Genomic DNA, 16,219 nt, shown 5'->3' on the forward strand with positions numbered 1-16,219 from the left:
GGCGGACGGTGCGCCAGTCTGCGCAGCGCCGTCCGCACCTCGCAGTGCGATGTCGTTCGATTGCGGGTTCCAATTTATGCAGCCAGAAACGCGGGGCATTGCATCGATCTGCCGCAAAATAGAAGAATTGCGACAATACTGCCGGGCGATGATCCGTCGCGCGTCGCCGTATAATTCCGACGATTCATCCATGAGGTTGCGCATGCCGGCCGCCGAAGAATCCACCCGCGTAACCCCCGCTGCTCAGGCACTCGTCGAGCAGCTGGATGCGCTGCCACGAACGACGCAGGCGCTGCCGAGTCGCTCCGGCGCGGAGCTGAGCGTCGGCATTCTGTTGTGGCCGCGCTTTCCCATGCTGTCGCTCGCCGGGCTGTGCGATGCGTTACGTCACGCAGCGGATCGCGGCGACCAGAGCCGGCAATTACGTTGCCTGTGGACGATTGTCGGCGCCAAAGGTGAGTCGGTCGAAGCGAGTTGCGGCATTCCCGTCCAGATTCAGTCGGTGTTTCCAGACGTGACGCAGTTCGACTATCTCGTCGTTATCGGCGGCCTGCTGCCCCATCTCGATCAGGTCGACCGGCGCTACTGGGACTATCTGCATGAAGCGGCCGATGCGGGCATTCCGCTCGTCGGCATGTGCACAGGCAGCTTCGTGCTGGCGCGCGCAGGCTTGATGGAAAGCCGCGTGGCCTGCGTGCACAGTTTCCATCTCGACGACTACCGGCGCATGTTTCCCGCACTGCGCGTCGTCACGCACGCCGATTATCTGATCGACGGGAACCGCATCACGTGCGCTGGCGGCATCTCTGTCGTGGAACTGGCGGCGCGTCTGATCAGCCTTCATTGCGGACCGGACCGCGCATCGAAGGTGATTCATCAGATGACAGTCAGCCGCCAGGGCGGATCGTCATTTATCGAGCGACGTGCGGCGCTCGGCTATCTGTCCGTCGAGGACACCACCGTGCGGCACGCGGTTCTGCTGATGGAAGAGAATCTGGAGGCGCCGTTGAACATCGTCGTCATCGCGAAGATGATCGGCACCAGCGTGCGCAATCTCGAACGCGCTTTCATGAGCGAGATGAACACGTCGCCTAACGAGTTCTACCGGCGAATGCGCCTGCGCTACGCGCGCTGGATGCTCGTGAACACGTCGCGCAGGATCACCGACATCGCCTATGAATGCGGCTTCGCCGATTCGGCGCATTTCATCCGCGTGTTTCGCGAGGCCTATGGCGTGACGCCTGGCAAGCTACGTGGATCGCGCAGCGCGGCCGCTGCATGAGACGTCCGCATCGGCAACACCGCGGGCCATGACGTTCGCCTCACAATGATATCTGTCGCGTTTCTTCTGTTTTCCGGCAGATCGGTGCAATGCCTGCCCATTGCGACCGCTCTACAGTTCAGGCGACGGGACGATGCGGCATGCAGCGCGCGCCCGATACATCTCACAGACCCGGAGTCGAGTTTAGCCGTATGCGGATATTGATCGTGGGCGCGGGCGTTATCGGTCTCGCGAGTGCTTATTACCTGGAAAAAGCGGGCCACGACGTGACCGTCGTGGACCGGCATCCGGGCGTTGCCGGCGAGACCAGCTCCGGCAATGGCGGCCAGCTGTCGTACAGCTATGTCGCGCCGCTTGCCGGTCCTGGCGTGGTGTCGAAGCTGCCCCGATGGCTAACGCGACGCGACTCTCCTGTGCGCTTTCGTCCAAGGCTGAACATCGAGCAGTGGCGCTGGTGTTTCGAGTTTCTGGCAGCGTGTACGCGTGAGCGCAGCGAACTCACAACGCGCAACCTGCTGTCGCTGTCGTTCCTCAGCCGCACGCTGATGCATGAGCTGATCGCAACCGAACCGTCGCTCAATTTCGATTTCACGCAGTCGGGCAAGCTCGTCCTGCACCGTGACGCAGGCGCAATGCAGGACGCGATCAAGCTGCTTGAATTCCAGCGGACGCTCGGTTGTGAACAGCACGCGCTAGGCGCCGATGCATGCGTCGAACTCGAACCGGCGCTCGCCACTACGCGTCCCTTGCTCGCGGGCGGGATCCATACACCAGGCGAAGACACCGCCGACTGTCAGCGCTTCTGCGAATGCCTTGAGACCATGCTGCGCGCACGCGGCGTGCGCTTCCTGATGAATACGTCCATCGATGATCTTAAAGTCGACGCATGCGGCAATGTCGGCGCCTGGTGCAATGGCGCGCAGCTGGACGCGGATCACATCGTCATTGCTTCAGGTGCGGGCGCGACGCGGCTCCTGAAGCCGCCAGGCATTCGCGTGCCGGTGTATCCGCTCAAAGGCTACAGCCTGACGTTCGATCTGCAACCGGAAACCGCTTCGCCCCACATCAGCATCACCGATTTCAGCCGCAAGGTCGTCTATGCGCGCTTAGGCGAGCGCTTGCGTGTCGCGGGAATCGCCGACATCGACGGCTATTCGCTGGAACCGGATGCAACGCGTCTAGCGACGCTGCGCAGCGAAACGGCCGCGGTGTTCCCCGAAGTCGCCCGATTGCCGATAGCCCAGGCATGGACCGGCCTGCGCCCGGCAACACCGCGGGGCACGCCCATCATCGGACCCACGCGTTATCGCAACCTGTGGCTCAACATCGGTCATGGCGCGCTCGGCTTCACGCTCGCGACAGGCTCCGCCGCGCTTCTGACGGAATGGCTTGCGGGCAGAGACGGTCACAATTTGCGCGACACGTTTGCCCTTTCGCATTGATGGCGCGAGGCGCGTCCTTCATGGCGTTACCCATTCATCGCAACATCAAAGACCTCGCATGACAGCAAAGGCCAACATCGCGGTGATCGGCACGGGCGGCACGATTGCCGGTCAGGGCGAAGCCGCCGTCAACACGTCTGCCTACGCGTGCTCGGTGCTCGGCATCGACGCAATCCTCGATACGATTCCGCAGGCCCGTGCGCTGGCAAATCTGCGCGCGGAACAGTTGCTGCAAATCGGCTCCGAGAATTTCGACAACACGCACCTGCTCGCAATCGGCAGGCGTCTCTCGTCTCTGCTTGCGCAGGATGACGTCGACGGCGCCGTGGTCACGCACGGCACCGATACGATCGAGGAAACCGCGTACTTCCTTCATCTCACGCTGAAGAGCGCCAAGCCCGTCGTGGTGGTCGGTTCGATGCGGCCGCCCTCCGCGTTGAGTTCGGACGCCGCGCTGAATCTGTACGATGCGATCGCGGTCGCCGCGCACCCGTCGTCGCGTGGTTTAGGCACACTGGTTGTCGCCAACGACGAAATCCACACCGCACGCGATGTCGTGAAGAGCAACAGCTTCAAGCTGGAAGCCTTCCGCTCGCCGTACGGCATGCTGGGCTACGTAATCGAGGGGCAGCCGCGCTATTACCGCAGCCCGGCCCGCGCTCACACGCTCGCGACGCCGTGGTCGATCGACACGCTTTCCACGTTGCCCAAGGTCGACATCGTCTATGCGTATGGCGCACTCGATCGCGGTGCCGTCGAAGCGATTGCAGCGGGCGCGCAAGGGCTGATCTACGCGGGGACGGGTAACGGCAACATCGCGGGTCATCTGCTTGAACCGTTGCGGGACGCTGCCAGACGTGGCGTTCGCGTGGTGCGCGCGACGCGCACCGGCAACGGCATCGTGCTGCGCAACGGCGCGCAGCCGGACGACGAGTACGGCTGGCTCACCGTCGACGACCAGATTCCGCCCAAGGCACGCATTCTTCTGGCGCTCGCTTTGACGCAGTCCAGCGACGCGCGGGTATTGCAGGCGATCTTTGAACGCTATTGAAGCGCCTTGAGATAATCGACAAACGCGCGCAACGGTGCAGGCAGATGTCGCCCGCCGGGATAGTAAAGAAATGGGCCCGAAAAGCGCTGCCACCAGGGCTCAAGGACAGGCTCGAGTTCGCCGCTGTCGAGATGCGGGCGCAGCATGTCCTCGAAAAGATGAATGATGCCCACGCCCGCCAGCGCAGTTCTGAGGACAAGCTCAACAGCTGCAGCGGGCCTCACCACAAGCGGTCCTGGCGGATCCAGTTGAAACACCTCGCTGTCACGCTCGAAGTTCCAGGTCGCCAGCGCACCCCCGGCGAACTGGGCGCGCAGACACGCATGCCCTAGCAGATCGCGTGGATGCGTGGGCCTGCCAGGCGCGTCGAGATAGTCCGGCGTCGCAGCAGTAGCGAAACGCTGCACACGGGGCCCGACTGGAATCGCGATCATGTCCTGTTCGAGACGTTCATCGTAACGAATGCCCGCGTCGCAACCGATCGAAAGCACATCGACAAAGCCATCCTCGACGACCACTTCCACGCGGATGTCGGGATACGCTTTCAGGAATGGTGCGATCACGCCGGGCAGTACGCTGCTCGCAGCGCTCGAAGGCACATTGAGTTTGAGCGTGCCCGTGGGTTTGTCGCGGAAGCCGTTGAGGACATCGAGCGCGGCTTCCATCTCGCTGAAGAGCGGCGTCAGCTTTTCAATGAGGCGCAGACCCGCTTCGGTCGGCGCGACGCTGCGCGTGGTGCGGTTAAGCAGACGCAGACCCAGCTTCGCCTCCAGACGCCGCACCGCGACACTAAGGCTTGAAGCGGACACACCGCTGATCCGGGCGGCGTCGCGAAAACCGCCTGAGCGCGCGACCGAGACGAATGCAGCGAGATCGTTCAGTTCCATGGCGATTGTGCAATTTTTTGAACAACCCGTGCACGTTAAACCTGTTTATTTAACAGCGCAATCGCGTTCATACTGGCGCTCCACCTTCCCAAAGGAGCACGTCATGTCAAAGGTCACCCCCGAAGCTACGTATTCTCTCGCCGCTCATACGGTGCGTCGTATGGGCTACGGTGCGATGCAACTTGCCGGCCCCGGCGTATTCGGTCCGCCGAAGGATCGCAACGAGGCGATCGCTGTTCTTCGGGAGGCCGTGGCGTCGGGCGTCAACCACATCGATACGAGCGACTTCTATGGGCCGCACGTCACCAACCAGATCATCCGGGAAGCACTCCATCCTTACCCGGACAACCTCGTGATCGTCACCAAGCTCGGCGCCGTGCGCGGCGAAGACGCCTCGTGGCTGCCGTCGATGGAACCACAGGACCTTGAGCGCGGCGTGCATGACAACCTGCGCAACCTGGGGCTCGACGCGATCGAAGTCGTCAACCTGCGCATCATGGGCAAGGTCCACGCCCCCTCTGAAGGCACGATCGCGCGGCAAGTCGAGGCACTCGCCGAACTTCAGCGCAAGGGGCTCGTGCGCCATATTGGTCTCAGCAATGCGACCTCGACCCAGGTTGCCGAAGCGCAGGGGATCGTAGACATCGTCTGCGTACAGAACCAGTACAACCTGGTTCAGCGGGAAGACGACGCGCTTGTCGATGAACTCGCTGCCAAAGGTATCCCTTACGTTCCGTTCTTTCCGCTAGGCGGATTTACGCCGCTTCAATCTTCGGTGCTGTCTGGCGTCGCCGAACGGCTCGGCGCTACGCCGATGCAGGTGGCGCTTGCGTGGCTGCTGCATCGCTCGCCTAACATCCTGCTGATTCCCGGTACGTCGTCGCGCGGGCACCTGCGCGAAAACATGCAGGCCGCTCAGTTGAATCTTTCCGATACGGTGCTTGCAGAGCTCGAGGCGATCGGGCGCGCTGCTTAAGGAATTGATTGGGGAAGGTGTTTCGTGCCGGGCGAATGCAATGTCATTCGCCCGGTGCACTTCATTGTCGTGCGGCTATTTCCCCAAACGCAGCACGCGCTCGCGCAGCCAGTTCGCGGGCAGGATTTCGCTTTACGCTGTCTGCCAGCTCACTGTATGCAATTGCGCGATGATGGCTGCATCGTTTGCTGATGGATCGCGCAGCAGGATTTGTTGGTCTGCCATGGAGATTTTCCAGCCGGATAATTGCGCAAGTTTAGCAATCCGGTTGATTCAGGCCGCCATACGCGGCTGCGGAATCTCGACATGCCCCGTTTCCAGCAAGAGGGCAATTGCCATGAATCAGATCGACCTCTCCACCGTTTACCGCGGCTACATTGCCTGCCTGAACAGGCAGGACTGGCCGGCGCTTGCGCAGTTCGTTCATGACGACGTGCATTACAACGGTCGGCAGACCGGCTTGTCGGGTTATCGCGCGATGCTGGAGCGGGACTTCAAGGAAATTCCAGACCTTCATTTCGACATCGAACTGCTTGTTTCCGATTCGCATCATGTAGCGAGCCGGCTGGCGTTCGCCTGCTCGCCAAAGGGAACGTTCCTTGGGCTTGCAGTGAACGGGAAGCGCGTTTCGTTTGCAGAGAACGTCTTTTACCGGTTTCGCAGCGACAGGATCGAGCAGGTATGGTCCGTCATCGACAAGGCGGCTATCGAAGCTCAGCTATAACGCAACAGCTTTTTTGCGCCTGTTGCGTAGCGCAAGCGTCACGCGATGCGGGATAGTATTGCGCCAGCGCCAACATTTCCGCCCGGAGCAGGCTCAAGTTTCCGCCAGACGAGCCGTTAATCCCGACACGGAAAACTTTGACACGGGGCCTGGAAGAAGAGCATGACATGCACGCCCTGCCACGCCATGAAACCAGCCATCACAATGCTTGTCTCGACCCTCATCCTTGGCGGATGCGCTTCTGCAGTCAGCGATCGTGTATCGACGAACTACACAGCGGTGGGCGCCGCGGCCGAAGCGCGCGGCGACTGGGACAAAGCGCGTCAGGCTTTTGCCCGCGCGACGCTGAATGCAGATCAGGCGGACCTGCCGCCCGCGCGCAAGGCCGTTGCGCACTATGAGTACGGGCGCACGTTAGGCGTCACCTGTTTCTTCGACGAGTCGGAACGCGAACTTAACGTCGCTTATCAGCTGGACAAACAGGCGGGCCAACCTCTCTTTCTGTCACTCGTTGAACTGGCACGCCTGAATCTCGACCAGCAGAAGTTCGCGCAATCCGCCGGCTATTTTGAACGCGCGTTGCCGTATCTGGACAAAGCGGGCGCGGCGACCCGGGCACCGACGGCGTACGCCGATATTCTCGATGAGTACGCGCGCGCCCTCTCCGGTGCGGGGCGCTCCGCCGAAGCGAAAGCGCTGGCGGATCGCGCAACGGCGCTTCGAAACGGCACGCCTGGCAAACATTCGATTACCGACCGCACGCCTTACGGCAAATTCTGCGCGAAATCATGATCTGCAGCGCGTGCGGGACGCGCCCCTTACTTGACGCCCACTATCATCGAATCGGGCCCGACAAGTGGTTCGACACGTACCGCTGAAAAGCCGGTCTCTCTCATCCATGCGCAGCATTGCGCACCGGTGTAGTCGAATCCGCCGGGCGTCTCGATCAGCATGTTCAGGCTCATTAAAAGACCAAATGTGTTCTTGCGGCGCTCGTCGTCGATGATTGCGTCGTACACCACAAGACAGCCGCCTGGCGGCAGCGCTGCGTAGCACTTGCCCAGCAGTTCCATCTTCTGCGGCAACGCCCAGTCATGCAGGATGTGACCCATCACGAGGACGTCGGCGATGGGGCACGGGTCTTTAAAGAAATCGCCGGGATAGAAACGCAGCCGGTCTTCAAGGCCCTGTGCCGCAATATATTCGTTAAACACAGGGCCAACGGCCGGCAGATCGAAACCGCCGCCGCTGAGATGCGGATGGGCGAGCGCGATCTGCACGGGCAACGCGCCTTGAGCGGCGCCAAGATCGACGAACGTGCGGTAGTCGCTCCATGGAAACTTTTGCGCCATCGCGCGTGCAGCGCCGAGACTGACGCCGCTCATCGCATGCAGGAAGCCGCGCAGCGACGCTTCGTCGCGATAGATGGCATCGAACAGGTTGCCGCCCTGCTTCACTTCATTTTGCGGCAGACCCGTGCGCAACGCTTCGGTCAGCGCGCCCCAGAAGGGGTAAAGGCGCGCATTCGCCATTTCAAGCAGGCCGCCCACATAGCTCGGCTTGGCCTTGTCGAGGAAGAGATCGACGTCGGGCGTATTGCTGTACATCGCGGCCTCGCGTTCGAGCAGTTGCAACGCGACCAGCGTATCGAGAAAATCGAGCGCCGAACGCGGATGCAGGCCCAATGATTCCGTCAGCGCGGCGGCGTCACGCGGCCCGCTGGCGAGTTGCGTGAACACGCCCAGTTCCACAGCGGACAACAACGTCTTCGATGCCCAGAAAGCCATGCCCAGTTGTAGCAGCCGGTCAGGCGTCGGTCCCGACGGCGGTGCGCCCTGCGAAATGCCATCGGAAGGTTGGGTGGAAGCTGAACCGTGCACGCTGTCCATAACGCATCCTCTGCTTAAGTGCGACGAATCCGACGATCTCCGTAGGCTCGTCGAAAGCCAGAGGCTAACTGTAGGTTGCGGACCCGGTGCCTTCAAGGCACTTTTCGAAGTCTTGTGTTCGGCGCCGCACAGAAAAGCGTCGCTGCTTTGTTGGCGGTGTTCAGCAGACTGGCGAGCAAATGCACGCGTGAGGCGGATCTGCGCTCAGGACTGATCTGGAAGGAACATCCCGGCGATGCCTGTTGCTTTACGAGAAAACGTTAAAGCCCGACATCAGCACTTGACAGGCAGATAAAATCTGACATCGCACTTAGCAGAATCCTGTCGCCGGGGTTTTATGCTCGTTAGTACAGGCGCACCGACTACGGCACGATCACCACGGCATTTTTTCGCAGCCCCCGTATCGGGACGCTTAAAAAGCGTATTGATTCGACCGTCTGTTTCGTGTCTCTATCTTCGATTAACGCTACGTCAGGAATTCTGTGAAAAAAGCTGTACGGCGGCGCATTCCGTCAAGCAGCGATGTCGTATTGAGCGCACACTCCGTTTCGGGTTGAACGATCGATAAACCCACGCGTTTTCTTTTGTAAATCGCACTCAACACCCATCACTCTTTCTGCTGTCTCAAGCCGCCTGATGCATCTGGACAGGCGCGCAATCAAAAGCACCGGTCAACAGGCCAACGCGGGTCAATACAAAAAAGTACAAGGGGAGACGATCGCGAGACAGCGTCGCAACTGACGCCATTTGCACGCTCAGGGAAAGCGTGCCGGTTTTTCTCGTGAAACCCCGAGTCCTTTGGCCAGCATTGGCCACCCGGCAATGTTTATTGAACATCGTCACGCAACCGTGCGCGGGCTCCGGATTCTCGTTCACCGGCGCTTATGGGGCGTGACATCGACACGATGCCACAATAAAAGCTCGACGCGGGTTGGATGTCCCGGCTGACGAAGCGCGAATTACAAATTCTCGCTTTGATTGCCCAAGGCAAAAACTCCTATCAGATTGCGGGAGAACTTGAAATCACCGCCTTTACTGTGAGAAAACACCGAAGCAATATCACCAGAAAATTCAATTTGCATACCACTGCCCAACTCGTTTCCTTCTCCATCAACTATTCCAGTCCCCAGATAGCAATCCCCTCTGACATCGACATCACCCAACCCGATTCTCTAAGCAAGCGCGAAAAGCAGATTCTCCACACGCTATCGCTGGGTTTGACCGGCAAAGAGATCGCGAGAAATCTCGGCATCAGTCCGAGAACCGTCGGCAAGCACATCGAAAATATCAAGCTCAAGACCCAGGCACAATCGCTCGCCGCCCTGATGAAGCTGTCAGTTGATATCGCCCGCAAAGACAACGAACAGGCGTAATTCAACAGTGAGCCCTCGCACGCGGATTCCCTTGGTGCGTCCCGGTGGCAACGAAGTAACGGCTGACGACATCGACGAAAGTGAAACAATCGGACGAATTGAGTCGGAAAAAAATTCATTCGTCGTACGTATTCTGAGTAATATCGGCCGGCCTTTGCACAGACAACACTGGTTACAGCGGCAAACGTTTGACGTCGCTCTCCCCGAATGAACACCACGTGCGAGGTAACGAGACCATGAACTGGAATCGCTTGTTCACTGACCTGATCCGCAACGGCAGGCCTGCTTACTGGGGCAACTGGACGCTCTCTCCAAAACTCAAACCGGGTGCCGTAGGCATCATCGCGCCTGACAGCGGGGAATTCACGCTTGTCAGGGAGGAAACGCCCGGACAGGTCATCGGCACCCGCGATGTTCCAAACCAGTGGAAGCTCTCATCGGCCAACGTACACCGCACCGAGGCCAAGGTCGAGCTTGACGGGTCAGGCACCGATCCCGATACGGGCACGAAGGTCACTGCGGGCGTCGAAGTGAAGTGGGAATTCTCGGTGATGGGTTCGATGGCTTCGGAATTCGGTATCGCGTCCGAAGCCTACATCAGCGATCTGACCGTGCTCACCAGGCCTGAAACCTTGAAGTGGCTGGCTGAACAGGCGGAATCCGTAAGCATGGGCTCCGGGGGAAGCATTGCGCAGGGCTTTGGCGTCGTTACCAGCGCGATCTACGCGCATAGCGGCCTGAACGTCGGATCACAGGACAACAGTTCCTCGTTTTCGATGACGGGTTCGGCGAGTGCCGTCCATGAGATGCTCGGCGGCGCGAACGGCAAAGGCTCTTTTCTTTCGGTCAACCAGAACAAGAGTGTCGATCAGCACATGTGGCCGTACAAGGCGGAGGCGCTTGCAGCATCGCCGATTCCAATCGCCTACACCGTTGCATCGTTTGACGGAAAGCTGCTGATTCCGAACTGGATCACCCGCCTTGGCGCCTTTGAGATTCTGTTCAGCAACAAGCCTGGGTGCACCTACGTCACGCACATCCAGCTCAGCTACGACACCCCGCAGGGCCGTCGCAACGACGAGTTCTCGCTAACCGGTGGCATTTCAAAAACAGCGGGAAACATCCCTCTGAGCGCGACGAACATCCATGTCGACGTGAAGTTCCAGGGTGTGGTGAACAGCGACCACTACACGTTCAACTGGCCGAGCCCGCTTGGTCAGTGGCTGACAGGGCGTCGCGAGATCGAGATGACAGGTGTCTGGCCCGGCCAGACCCATGCCGCCGAGCACTAGTTCGAAGAGACACTTCCGCAGGTTAACCCGTGATGTCGGGTGGATGTGGACTTTCGCGCCGGTGTCCGCCCGACATGAGCCAGGCCTCGGTTACACCGGGCCGTTCAAACCAGGAGCAGGATCATGAAGATTACGCCTCCAGACCGGAGCACTGTGCATCAGCCCGCAAGCAACGGAACGGTCGATGCTGCAGTCCTGATAAGCGGCATCAAGCAGAGCGTCGCGCTAGCTCAGAAAATGCAACGACCGGATGACCTCGTCAATACATTTACCGGCAATTTTCAGCAGCTCGCAAAGTGCGAAATGGGAACCCCAGCGTTCCTTCTCACAGTCGCGAGCCTGCCAGGTTGCTTTTTGCTGCTGAGTACGGCGCTTAGCAGTCGCGGAGGAGGAGCCGTAACGGCCTTTATGAATGGGGCAGGCTGGCCGCAGATGACAATATGGCTCGGACAGCATGCTCCGCTCGTCAGCATACCGAACGTCCAGGCCCTTCTCCTCCAATGGGACCAGGCGTTGGGTAGCGCGGCTAATGCACGAAATCTGGCCGGGCAGCTCATTCAGGCATTGCTGTTGCCTGTCCTTGAAGCGCTGTAGCACATCACGCGATCTCCTGCGATGGTGGCCATCGTCCCTCCCGTTGCAATCCAGACGAACCGGATCGATCTGCACCCCATCGCCGCAGCCGACGTACGTGCACTTGCAACGCTCATGTGTGAGCCCGCAGTACTGGTGTGGATGCCGGCGATGGGGGTGTCTCTTTCCATCGATGCTGCCGTGACGATGTTTGAGACGTCAGTATCGAACGCCGAATCGCACGGCGCTTTCGATCTTGTCGCTGTCAGACGGAACGACAGTGCCCTCATGGGACAGGTGACCATTCCGTCTCCCGGCGGCAAGCTCGAGTTCTGGCTCGGCCTTCCCTTCTGGGGATACGGATACGCCACCGAGATGGTGAACGCGGCATTGCAACTGCTTGCCGCCCACGACGCAGCAGATCTGCTGACAGCCCGGGTCCATCGGGACAATCTCGCCTCACGCAAGGTTCTCGAAAAAACGGGCTTCAGATTGACAGGCGAAGCGTGGTGCAGGTTTGATAGCTATAAGAACCCGTTACCGATACTCGACTATAGTCTTTGAGACTCCTAATGCGCATGTGCTACGTTGGTTAAAGCGCGCCGCCCAGATGAAGAACAACAAAGAACGTCGCGGCGACAGCAATGATGATCAACGCGTTGATTCTCGTGGTCATGACGATTACCGTTGCAACGATGGCGGTAACCCAGGCGAACCAGCCGCCGTCGAGCCCCTTGATCAGCACGTAGACGCCCGCAAGAATCAGCCCCGCTGCAACCGGACGAAGCCCAGATTGCAACGCGTTCTGCCAGCGCGCTCCGCGATGCTTCGTCCAGAGATGCGCGACGCCGTACATCAGGAATGCCGTCGGACCAAACAGCGCGAGCGTCGCGATGACTGCACCCGGCAGTCCGCCGACCTGCCAGCCGATCAGGGTCGCGAGGAGTGAGCCTGGTCCTGGAGCAAGCCTTGCGATGGCAAAGTCGCTGACGAACTGCGCGTGCGTCATCCAGTGATGCACGTCCACGACCTGCCGCTGGATGTCCGCAATGATGGCCTGACCACCACCAACGGTCACTATCGACAACGGCGCAAAAACAGAGACAAGGGCAATGAGTGTTCTGGACAATTGATTGCTCACGCAAGGTTAAAGCCGTGCTTACGCATCTTTGGACAAGCGGACATATTCAAGGCCGACACTCATCGTCCCTGCGATCAGTACAGTCCAGACAAGTGGCAGTGCGAAGATCGCGACCGCAGCGAACGTCGCGACAAAGATCAAGATCGGAAAGATACGTCGCGGCAACCGGCGTACTGCCGTTATCGCCATCGAAAGGGACAGGCCGATGGCGCCGGCCGCGGCACCTGCCAGCGCGAAACGTGTCAGCGAAAAACCCTCCATCGCCGAGAAGAACACGCCGAGGATGACGATCGATACCGCCGGTGGGAAGATGATTCCGCAGAAACCGGCTACCGCGCCTCGCCAGCCGAGCAGACGGTGTCCGATCCAGATCGCGAGGTTCTTGACGTTGACGCCGGGCAGCGCCTGCGACAACGCGAGTCCGTCAAGAAACTCTTCCTCCGTGAGCCATTGCCGGTCCTGCACAAATTCACGCAGAAACCATCCGCTCAAACCACCGCCGAAACTTGTGAGCCCAATTCGCGAAAAGATGAGAAATAGTTCGAGTGTCGTCGGCTTTGGGCCCGGGTGCGGCGCCAGAGCGCTCCTTGCTTCGCTAGCTGGAGTTCGCTCGTGTGGCTCTTGTTTACGTGCATTCCTGGTCAAGGCAATTCCTCCGGCATGCAGCGGTCGCGCTCAGGAAGCCGCCGTGCTGATCGCGGAAGTATCCCATAGTGAATGGAGGCAATGCAGTGAACGCCGGGGATACGGCTCGATATCGCGCCGCACTCCCGGGCTGCAGAATTTCATGCAATTACAAACGCTAACAGAGCGCTTTCGATGGCTGACGCCGGCCCTACGAATGGTTCCGCGCAAGGAACTGCGTACAACGACACACGCGCTAGTGGCTCGCTCCCAGATAGGCTGCCTTCACCGAGGGATCGTTGCGCAACTGCACCGCCGGTCCGTGCGTCGCGATTCTGCCGTTCTCCAGCACGTAGCCGTAATCGGCGACATTCAACGCGGCCGCTGCGAACTGCTCGACGAGCAGCATCGTCACGCCCTGCTCCTTGAGCCGCTCGATGATCCTGAAGACTTCGTCGACGAGAATCGGCGCCAGTCCCATCGAAGGTTCATCGAGCAACACCAGATCCGGATTGAGCATGATCGCGCGCGCCATCGCAAGCATCTGCTGTTCGCCGCCCGACAGCGTGCCGGCGAGTTGGTTGCGCCGTTCCTTTAGTCGGGGAAACAGCTCGATCGCACGTTCGAGATCGGCGTTCACGTCGCCGCGCGGGCGCGCCCACGTCAGGCGTGGAAACGCGCCGAGAACGAGATTGTCCGTCACCGACATCGTCGCGAACACGCGCCGCCCTTCCGGCGAATGCGCGAGGCCAAGGCGCGCGATGCGATGCGAGTCGAGCGAATCGATGCGTCTGGCGTCCGCGCCCTGGCCCATCGTGATCTCGCCCGCGCTCGGGCGGATCATGCCGGAGATCGCGCGCATCGTCGTCGTTTTGCCGGCACCGTTCGAGCCGATCAGCGTGACAACCGACGCCTTGGGTACGTCCATCGAAATACCGTGCAGCACTTTCACCTTGCCGTAGCCGGCGTGCAGATTGCGTATCGAGAGCATGATGCTGTCCCCGTTCCTGTTCTGGTTTGCGCGGGTATCCATCAGGCAGCGACGCCGCCGAGATACGCTTCGATCACCTTGTCGTTCGACTGGATTTCCGCCGGCCTGCCCTCTGCAATCTTCTGGCCGAAATCGAGTACCGAAACGGTGTCGCACACGCTCATCACCACATCCATGTGATGTTCGATGAGCACGATCGTGATGCCATGGTCGCGCACCTTGCGGATAATCGTGACGAGTTCCTTGATGTCAGGTGCGGTGAGGCCAGCCGCCGGTTCGTCGAGCAGCAGCACTTGCGGATCGAGCGCAAGTGCGCGTGCAATTTCGAGCAGACGCTGCTTGCCATATGGAAGGTTGCGCGCTTCCTCGGCGACGACGTTCTCCAGCCCGACAAAACGCAACATGCCGAAAGCGCGGTCACGTGCTGCACGTTCTTCGCGACGGTAACGCCCCGTCATCAGACCCACGTCGGCGAAATTCGATTTGAACGTGTGGTGCAATCCGACAAGCACGTTCTCAAGCGCCGTCATTTCGCCAAAGAGCTGCACGTTCTGGAACGTGCGCGCAATGCCCGACAGCGCAATCGACGCGGACGTCCGCCCTGCAATCGATTCGCCGCGATACGCGATTTCGCCGGCGGTCGGCACGTAGATGCCGGTCAGCACGTTCATCATCGTGCTCTTGCCCGAGCCGTTCGGGCCGATCAGCCCGTGAATCGTGCCGCGTTGCACGGTCATGTTGACGTTGTTCAGCGCCTTCAGACCGCTGAACTGCATCAGCACACCGCGCAGATCCAGAATGACTTCCGCGCCTTTGGAGTGCACGTCGAGAATGGCGTCAGCCGAAATCTCCGCTGGTTTCTCCATATCGACCGTAACCGTGCGTACGCGGCCGTGCATGACGAACTTGCGGACGAAACCGACCACGCCGTCCTGAAGGTAGTACACGACGAGCAGGATCATCAGGCCAAAAATTGTCAGGCGCCAGTCCGTGAGTGCGTCGATCCAGTACGAGAACACCGCGAGTCCCGCCGTGCCCGCAACCGGAATCGCAACGCGGTGCGGCGTGCTGGACTTGCGTACCAGCGTGAATGCGGCGCCGGTCACCACGACGGCCGCGAGTATCGTGGCCACTGTGCGAAACATCACGATATCGTCGAGCAGCTTTGGCAGCATCACGATGATCGTCGAACCGATGATCGCGCCGGTGCGCGTCTTGCGTCCACCCATGATGATCGCGAGCAGGAACAGGATCGTCAGCTCGAAGTTATACGTGTTCGGCGAAATGTACTGTTCGGAGTACGAGTACAGACACCCGGCCAGGCCTGCAAACCCCGCACTGATCACGAACGCGTACACCTTGTAGCGATAGACGGACACGCCCATGCAATCGGACGCAATCGGGCTGTCGCGCAGCGCTTCGAACGCGCGACCCAGATGCGACTTCAGCACGCGATGCACGACCACGAGCGACAGCACCAGCAGCGCGGCGACCAGCCAGTAATACTGGACCTCGTTGAGTACATGACCGCCGAACACCGGCTTCGTGATCTTGATACCCATCGGGCCGCTCGTCAGGAAATCCATTTCGTTGATGAGGATCTGGATGATCGTGCCGAACGCAAGCGTCACCATCGCGAGATACGGCCCCGACACGCGCAACGCCGGCAGCGCGAGAATCGCACCGAAACCGGCCGTCACGGCAATCGCGAGCGGCGCCGTCACGTAGAACGGCATGCCGAGCTTGATGAACAGCACGCCCGCCGTGTACGCACCGACACCGAAAAGCCCCGCATGGCCAAGCGACACCTGCCCCGTATAGCCGACAACGATATCGAGACCAAACAGCAGGATCGCGTAGATCATGATGGTCTCGACAAGATGGATGTAATACGGATTTCCCGACAGCACGGGAAACACCGCGAGTGCGATCAGCCCGATGGCCGACGCAAGCAGTTTCATGTTCTTCACGGCG

Annotated in this window: 16 protein-coding genes; 10 read left to right on the plus strand and 6 right to left on the minus strand. The window is 60.1% G+C overall.

Annotated elements, in window-relative coordinates:
• The first annotated feature begins 190 nt into the window (after positions 1 to 190).
• The 3 genes from LPA36_RS22125 (at position 191) to LPA36_RS22135 (ending at position 3,775) form a co-directional block, all read left to right on the plus strand.
• Positions 191 to 1,282: a GlxA family transcriptional regulator gene (locus LPA36_RS22125; protein WP_407674321.1), complete on the plus strand. Its 1,092-nt coding sequence runs from the start codon at positions 191 to 193 to the stop codon at positions 1,280 to 1,282.
• Positions 1,283 to 1,422: 140 nt separating this feature from the next.
• Positions 1,423 to 2,724 carry a D-amino acid dehydrogenase gene (locus LPA36_RS22130; RefSeq protein ID WP_324250963.1) on the plus strand — a complete coding sequence of 434 codons (1,302 nt, stop codon included), beginning with the start codon at positions 1,423 to 1,425 and terminating at the stop codon, positions 2,722 to 2,724.
• Positions 2,725 to 2,782: 58 nt separating this feature from the next.
• Positions 2,783 to 3,775: an asparaginase gene (locus LPA36_RS22135; protein ID WP_228881545.1), complete on the plus strand. Its 993-nt coding sequence runs from the start codon at positions 2,783 to 2,785 to the stop codon at positions 3,773 to 3,775.
• Here the strand turns inward: LPA36_RS22135 and LPA36_RS22140 are convergent.
• The gene (locus tag LPA36_RS22140) at positions 3,769 to 4,662 is read right to left on the minus strand and encodes a LysR family transcriptional regulator (protein WP_228881549.1); all 894 of its coding nucleotides are present in this window, start codon (positions 4,660 to 4,662) and stop codon (positions 3,769 to 3,771) included. The two genes, LPA36_RS22135 and LPA36_RS22140, sit on opposite strands and share 7 nt — an antisense overlap.
• Positions 4,663 to 4,765: 103 nt before the next feature.
• Between LPA36_RS22140 and LPA36_RS22145 the strand changes: the two genes are divergently transcribed.
• The 3 genes from LPA36_RS22145 to LPA36_RS22155 all read left to right on the plus strand — a co-directional run bounded on the left by LPA36_RS22145 (position 4,766) and on the right by LPA36_RS22155 (position 7,154).
• Positions 4,766 to 5,638, plus strand: coding sequence for an aldo/keto reductase family oxidoreductase (locus LPA36_RS22145; RefSeq protein WP_228881551.1), 873 nt, complete (start codon positions 4,766 to 4,768; stop codon positions 5,636 to 5,638).
• A gap of 337 nt (positions 5,639 to 5,975) precedes the next feature.
• Positions 5,976 to 6,362 carry an ester cyclase gene (locus LPA36_RS22150; protein ID WP_228881839.1) on the plus strand — a complete coding sequence of 129 codons (387 nt, stop codon included), beginning with the start codon at positions 5,976 to 5,978 and terminating at the stop codon, positions 6,360 to 6,362.
• A gap of 186 nt (positions 6,363 to 6,548) precedes the next feature.
• A complete protein-coding gene (locus tag LPA36_RS22155) occupies positions 6,549 to 7,154 on the plus strand; it encodes a hypothetical protein (RefSeq protein WP_228881553.1) in 606 nt (201 codons plus the stop codon).
• A 26-nt stretch (positions 7,155 to 7,180) separates the two neighbouring features.
• Here LPA36_RS22155 and LPA36_RS22160 read toward each other — a convergent pair whose 3' ends face one another.
• The gene (locus LPA36_RS22160; protein WP_267478904.1) at positions 7,181 to 8,251 is read right to left on the minus strand and encodes a methyltransferase; all 1,071 of its coding nucleotides are present in this window, start codon (positions 8,249 to 8,251) and stop codon (positions 7,181 to 7,183) included.
• A gap of 935 nt (positions 8,252 to 9,186) precedes the next feature.
• On the opposite strand from LPA36_RS22160, the gene LPA36_RS22165 reads away from it, so the two are divergent.
• The 4 genes from LPA36_RS22165 (at position 9,187) to LPA36_RS22180 (ending at position 12,053) form a co-directional block, all read left to right on the plus strand.
• A complete protein-coding gene (locus LPA36_RS22165) occupies positions 9,187 to 9,624 on the plus strand; it encodes a response regulator transcription factor (RefSeq protein WP_228881555.1) in 438 nt (145 codons plus the stop codon).
• 236 nt (positions 9,625 to 9,860) lie between these two features.
• A complete protein-coding gene (locus tag LPA36_RS22170) occupies positions 9,861 to 10,916 on the plus strand; it encodes a hypothetical protein (RefSeq protein WP_228881557.1) in 1,056 nt (351 codons plus the stop codon).
• Positions 10,917 to 11,039: 123 nt separating this feature from the next.
• Entirely contained in the window at positions 11,040 to 11,510 is a 471-nt protein-coding gene (locus LPA36_RS22175) for a hypothetical protein (RefSeq protein ID WP_228881558.1), read from the plus strand.
• Positions 11,511 to 11,531: 21 nt separating this feature from the next.
• Positions 11,532 to 12,053, plus strand: coding sequence for a GNAT family N-acetyltransferase (locus LPA36_RS22180; RefSeq protein ID WP_228881559.1), 522 nt, complete (start codon positions 11,532 to 11,534; stop codon positions 12,051 to 12,053).
• A 28-nt stretch (positions 12,054 to 12,081) separates the two neighbouring features.
• On the opposite strand, the gene LPA36_RS22185 is transcribed toward LPA36_RS22180, so the two are convergent.
• From LPA36_RS22185 to LPA36_RS22200, 4 genes are all read right to left on the minus strand, one after another.
• The gene (locus LPA36_RS22185) at positions 12,082 to 12,618 is read right to left on the minus strand and encodes a chromate transporter (protein ID WP_228881560.1); all 537 of its coding nucleotides are present in this window, start codon (positions 12,616 to 12,618) and stop codon (positions 12,082 to 12,084) included.
• Between the two features lie 30 nt (positions 12,619 to 12,648).
• Entirely contained in the window at positions 12,649 to 13,275 is a 627-nt protein-coding gene (locus LPA36_RS22190) for a chromate transporter (protein ID WP_407674322.1), read from the minus strand.
• Positions 13,276 to 13,510: 235 nt separating this feature from the next.
• Positions 13,511 to 14,245, minus strand: a complete 735-nt coding sequence (locus tag LPA36_RS22195) for an ABC transporter ATP-binding protein (RefSeq protein ID WP_228881845.1) — start codon at positions 14,243 to 14,245, stop codon at positions 13,511 to 13,513.
• Between the two features lie 41 nt (positions 14,246 to 14,286).
• Positions 14,287 to 16,206: a branched-chain amino acid ABC transporter ATP-binding protein/permease gene (locus tag LPA36_RS22200; RefSeq protein ID WP_407674326.1), complete on the minus strand. Its 1,920-nt coding sequence runs from the start codon at positions 16,204 to 16,206 to the stop codon at positions 14,287 to 14,289.
• Positions 16,207 to 16,219: the final 13 nt, after the last annotated feature.

Source organism: Paraburkholderia saeva (assembly GCF_907164555.1).
Taxonomy (GTDB): Bacteria; Pseudomonadota; Gammaproteobacteria; order Burkholderiales; family Burkholderiaceae; genus Paraburkholderia; species Paraburkholderia saeva.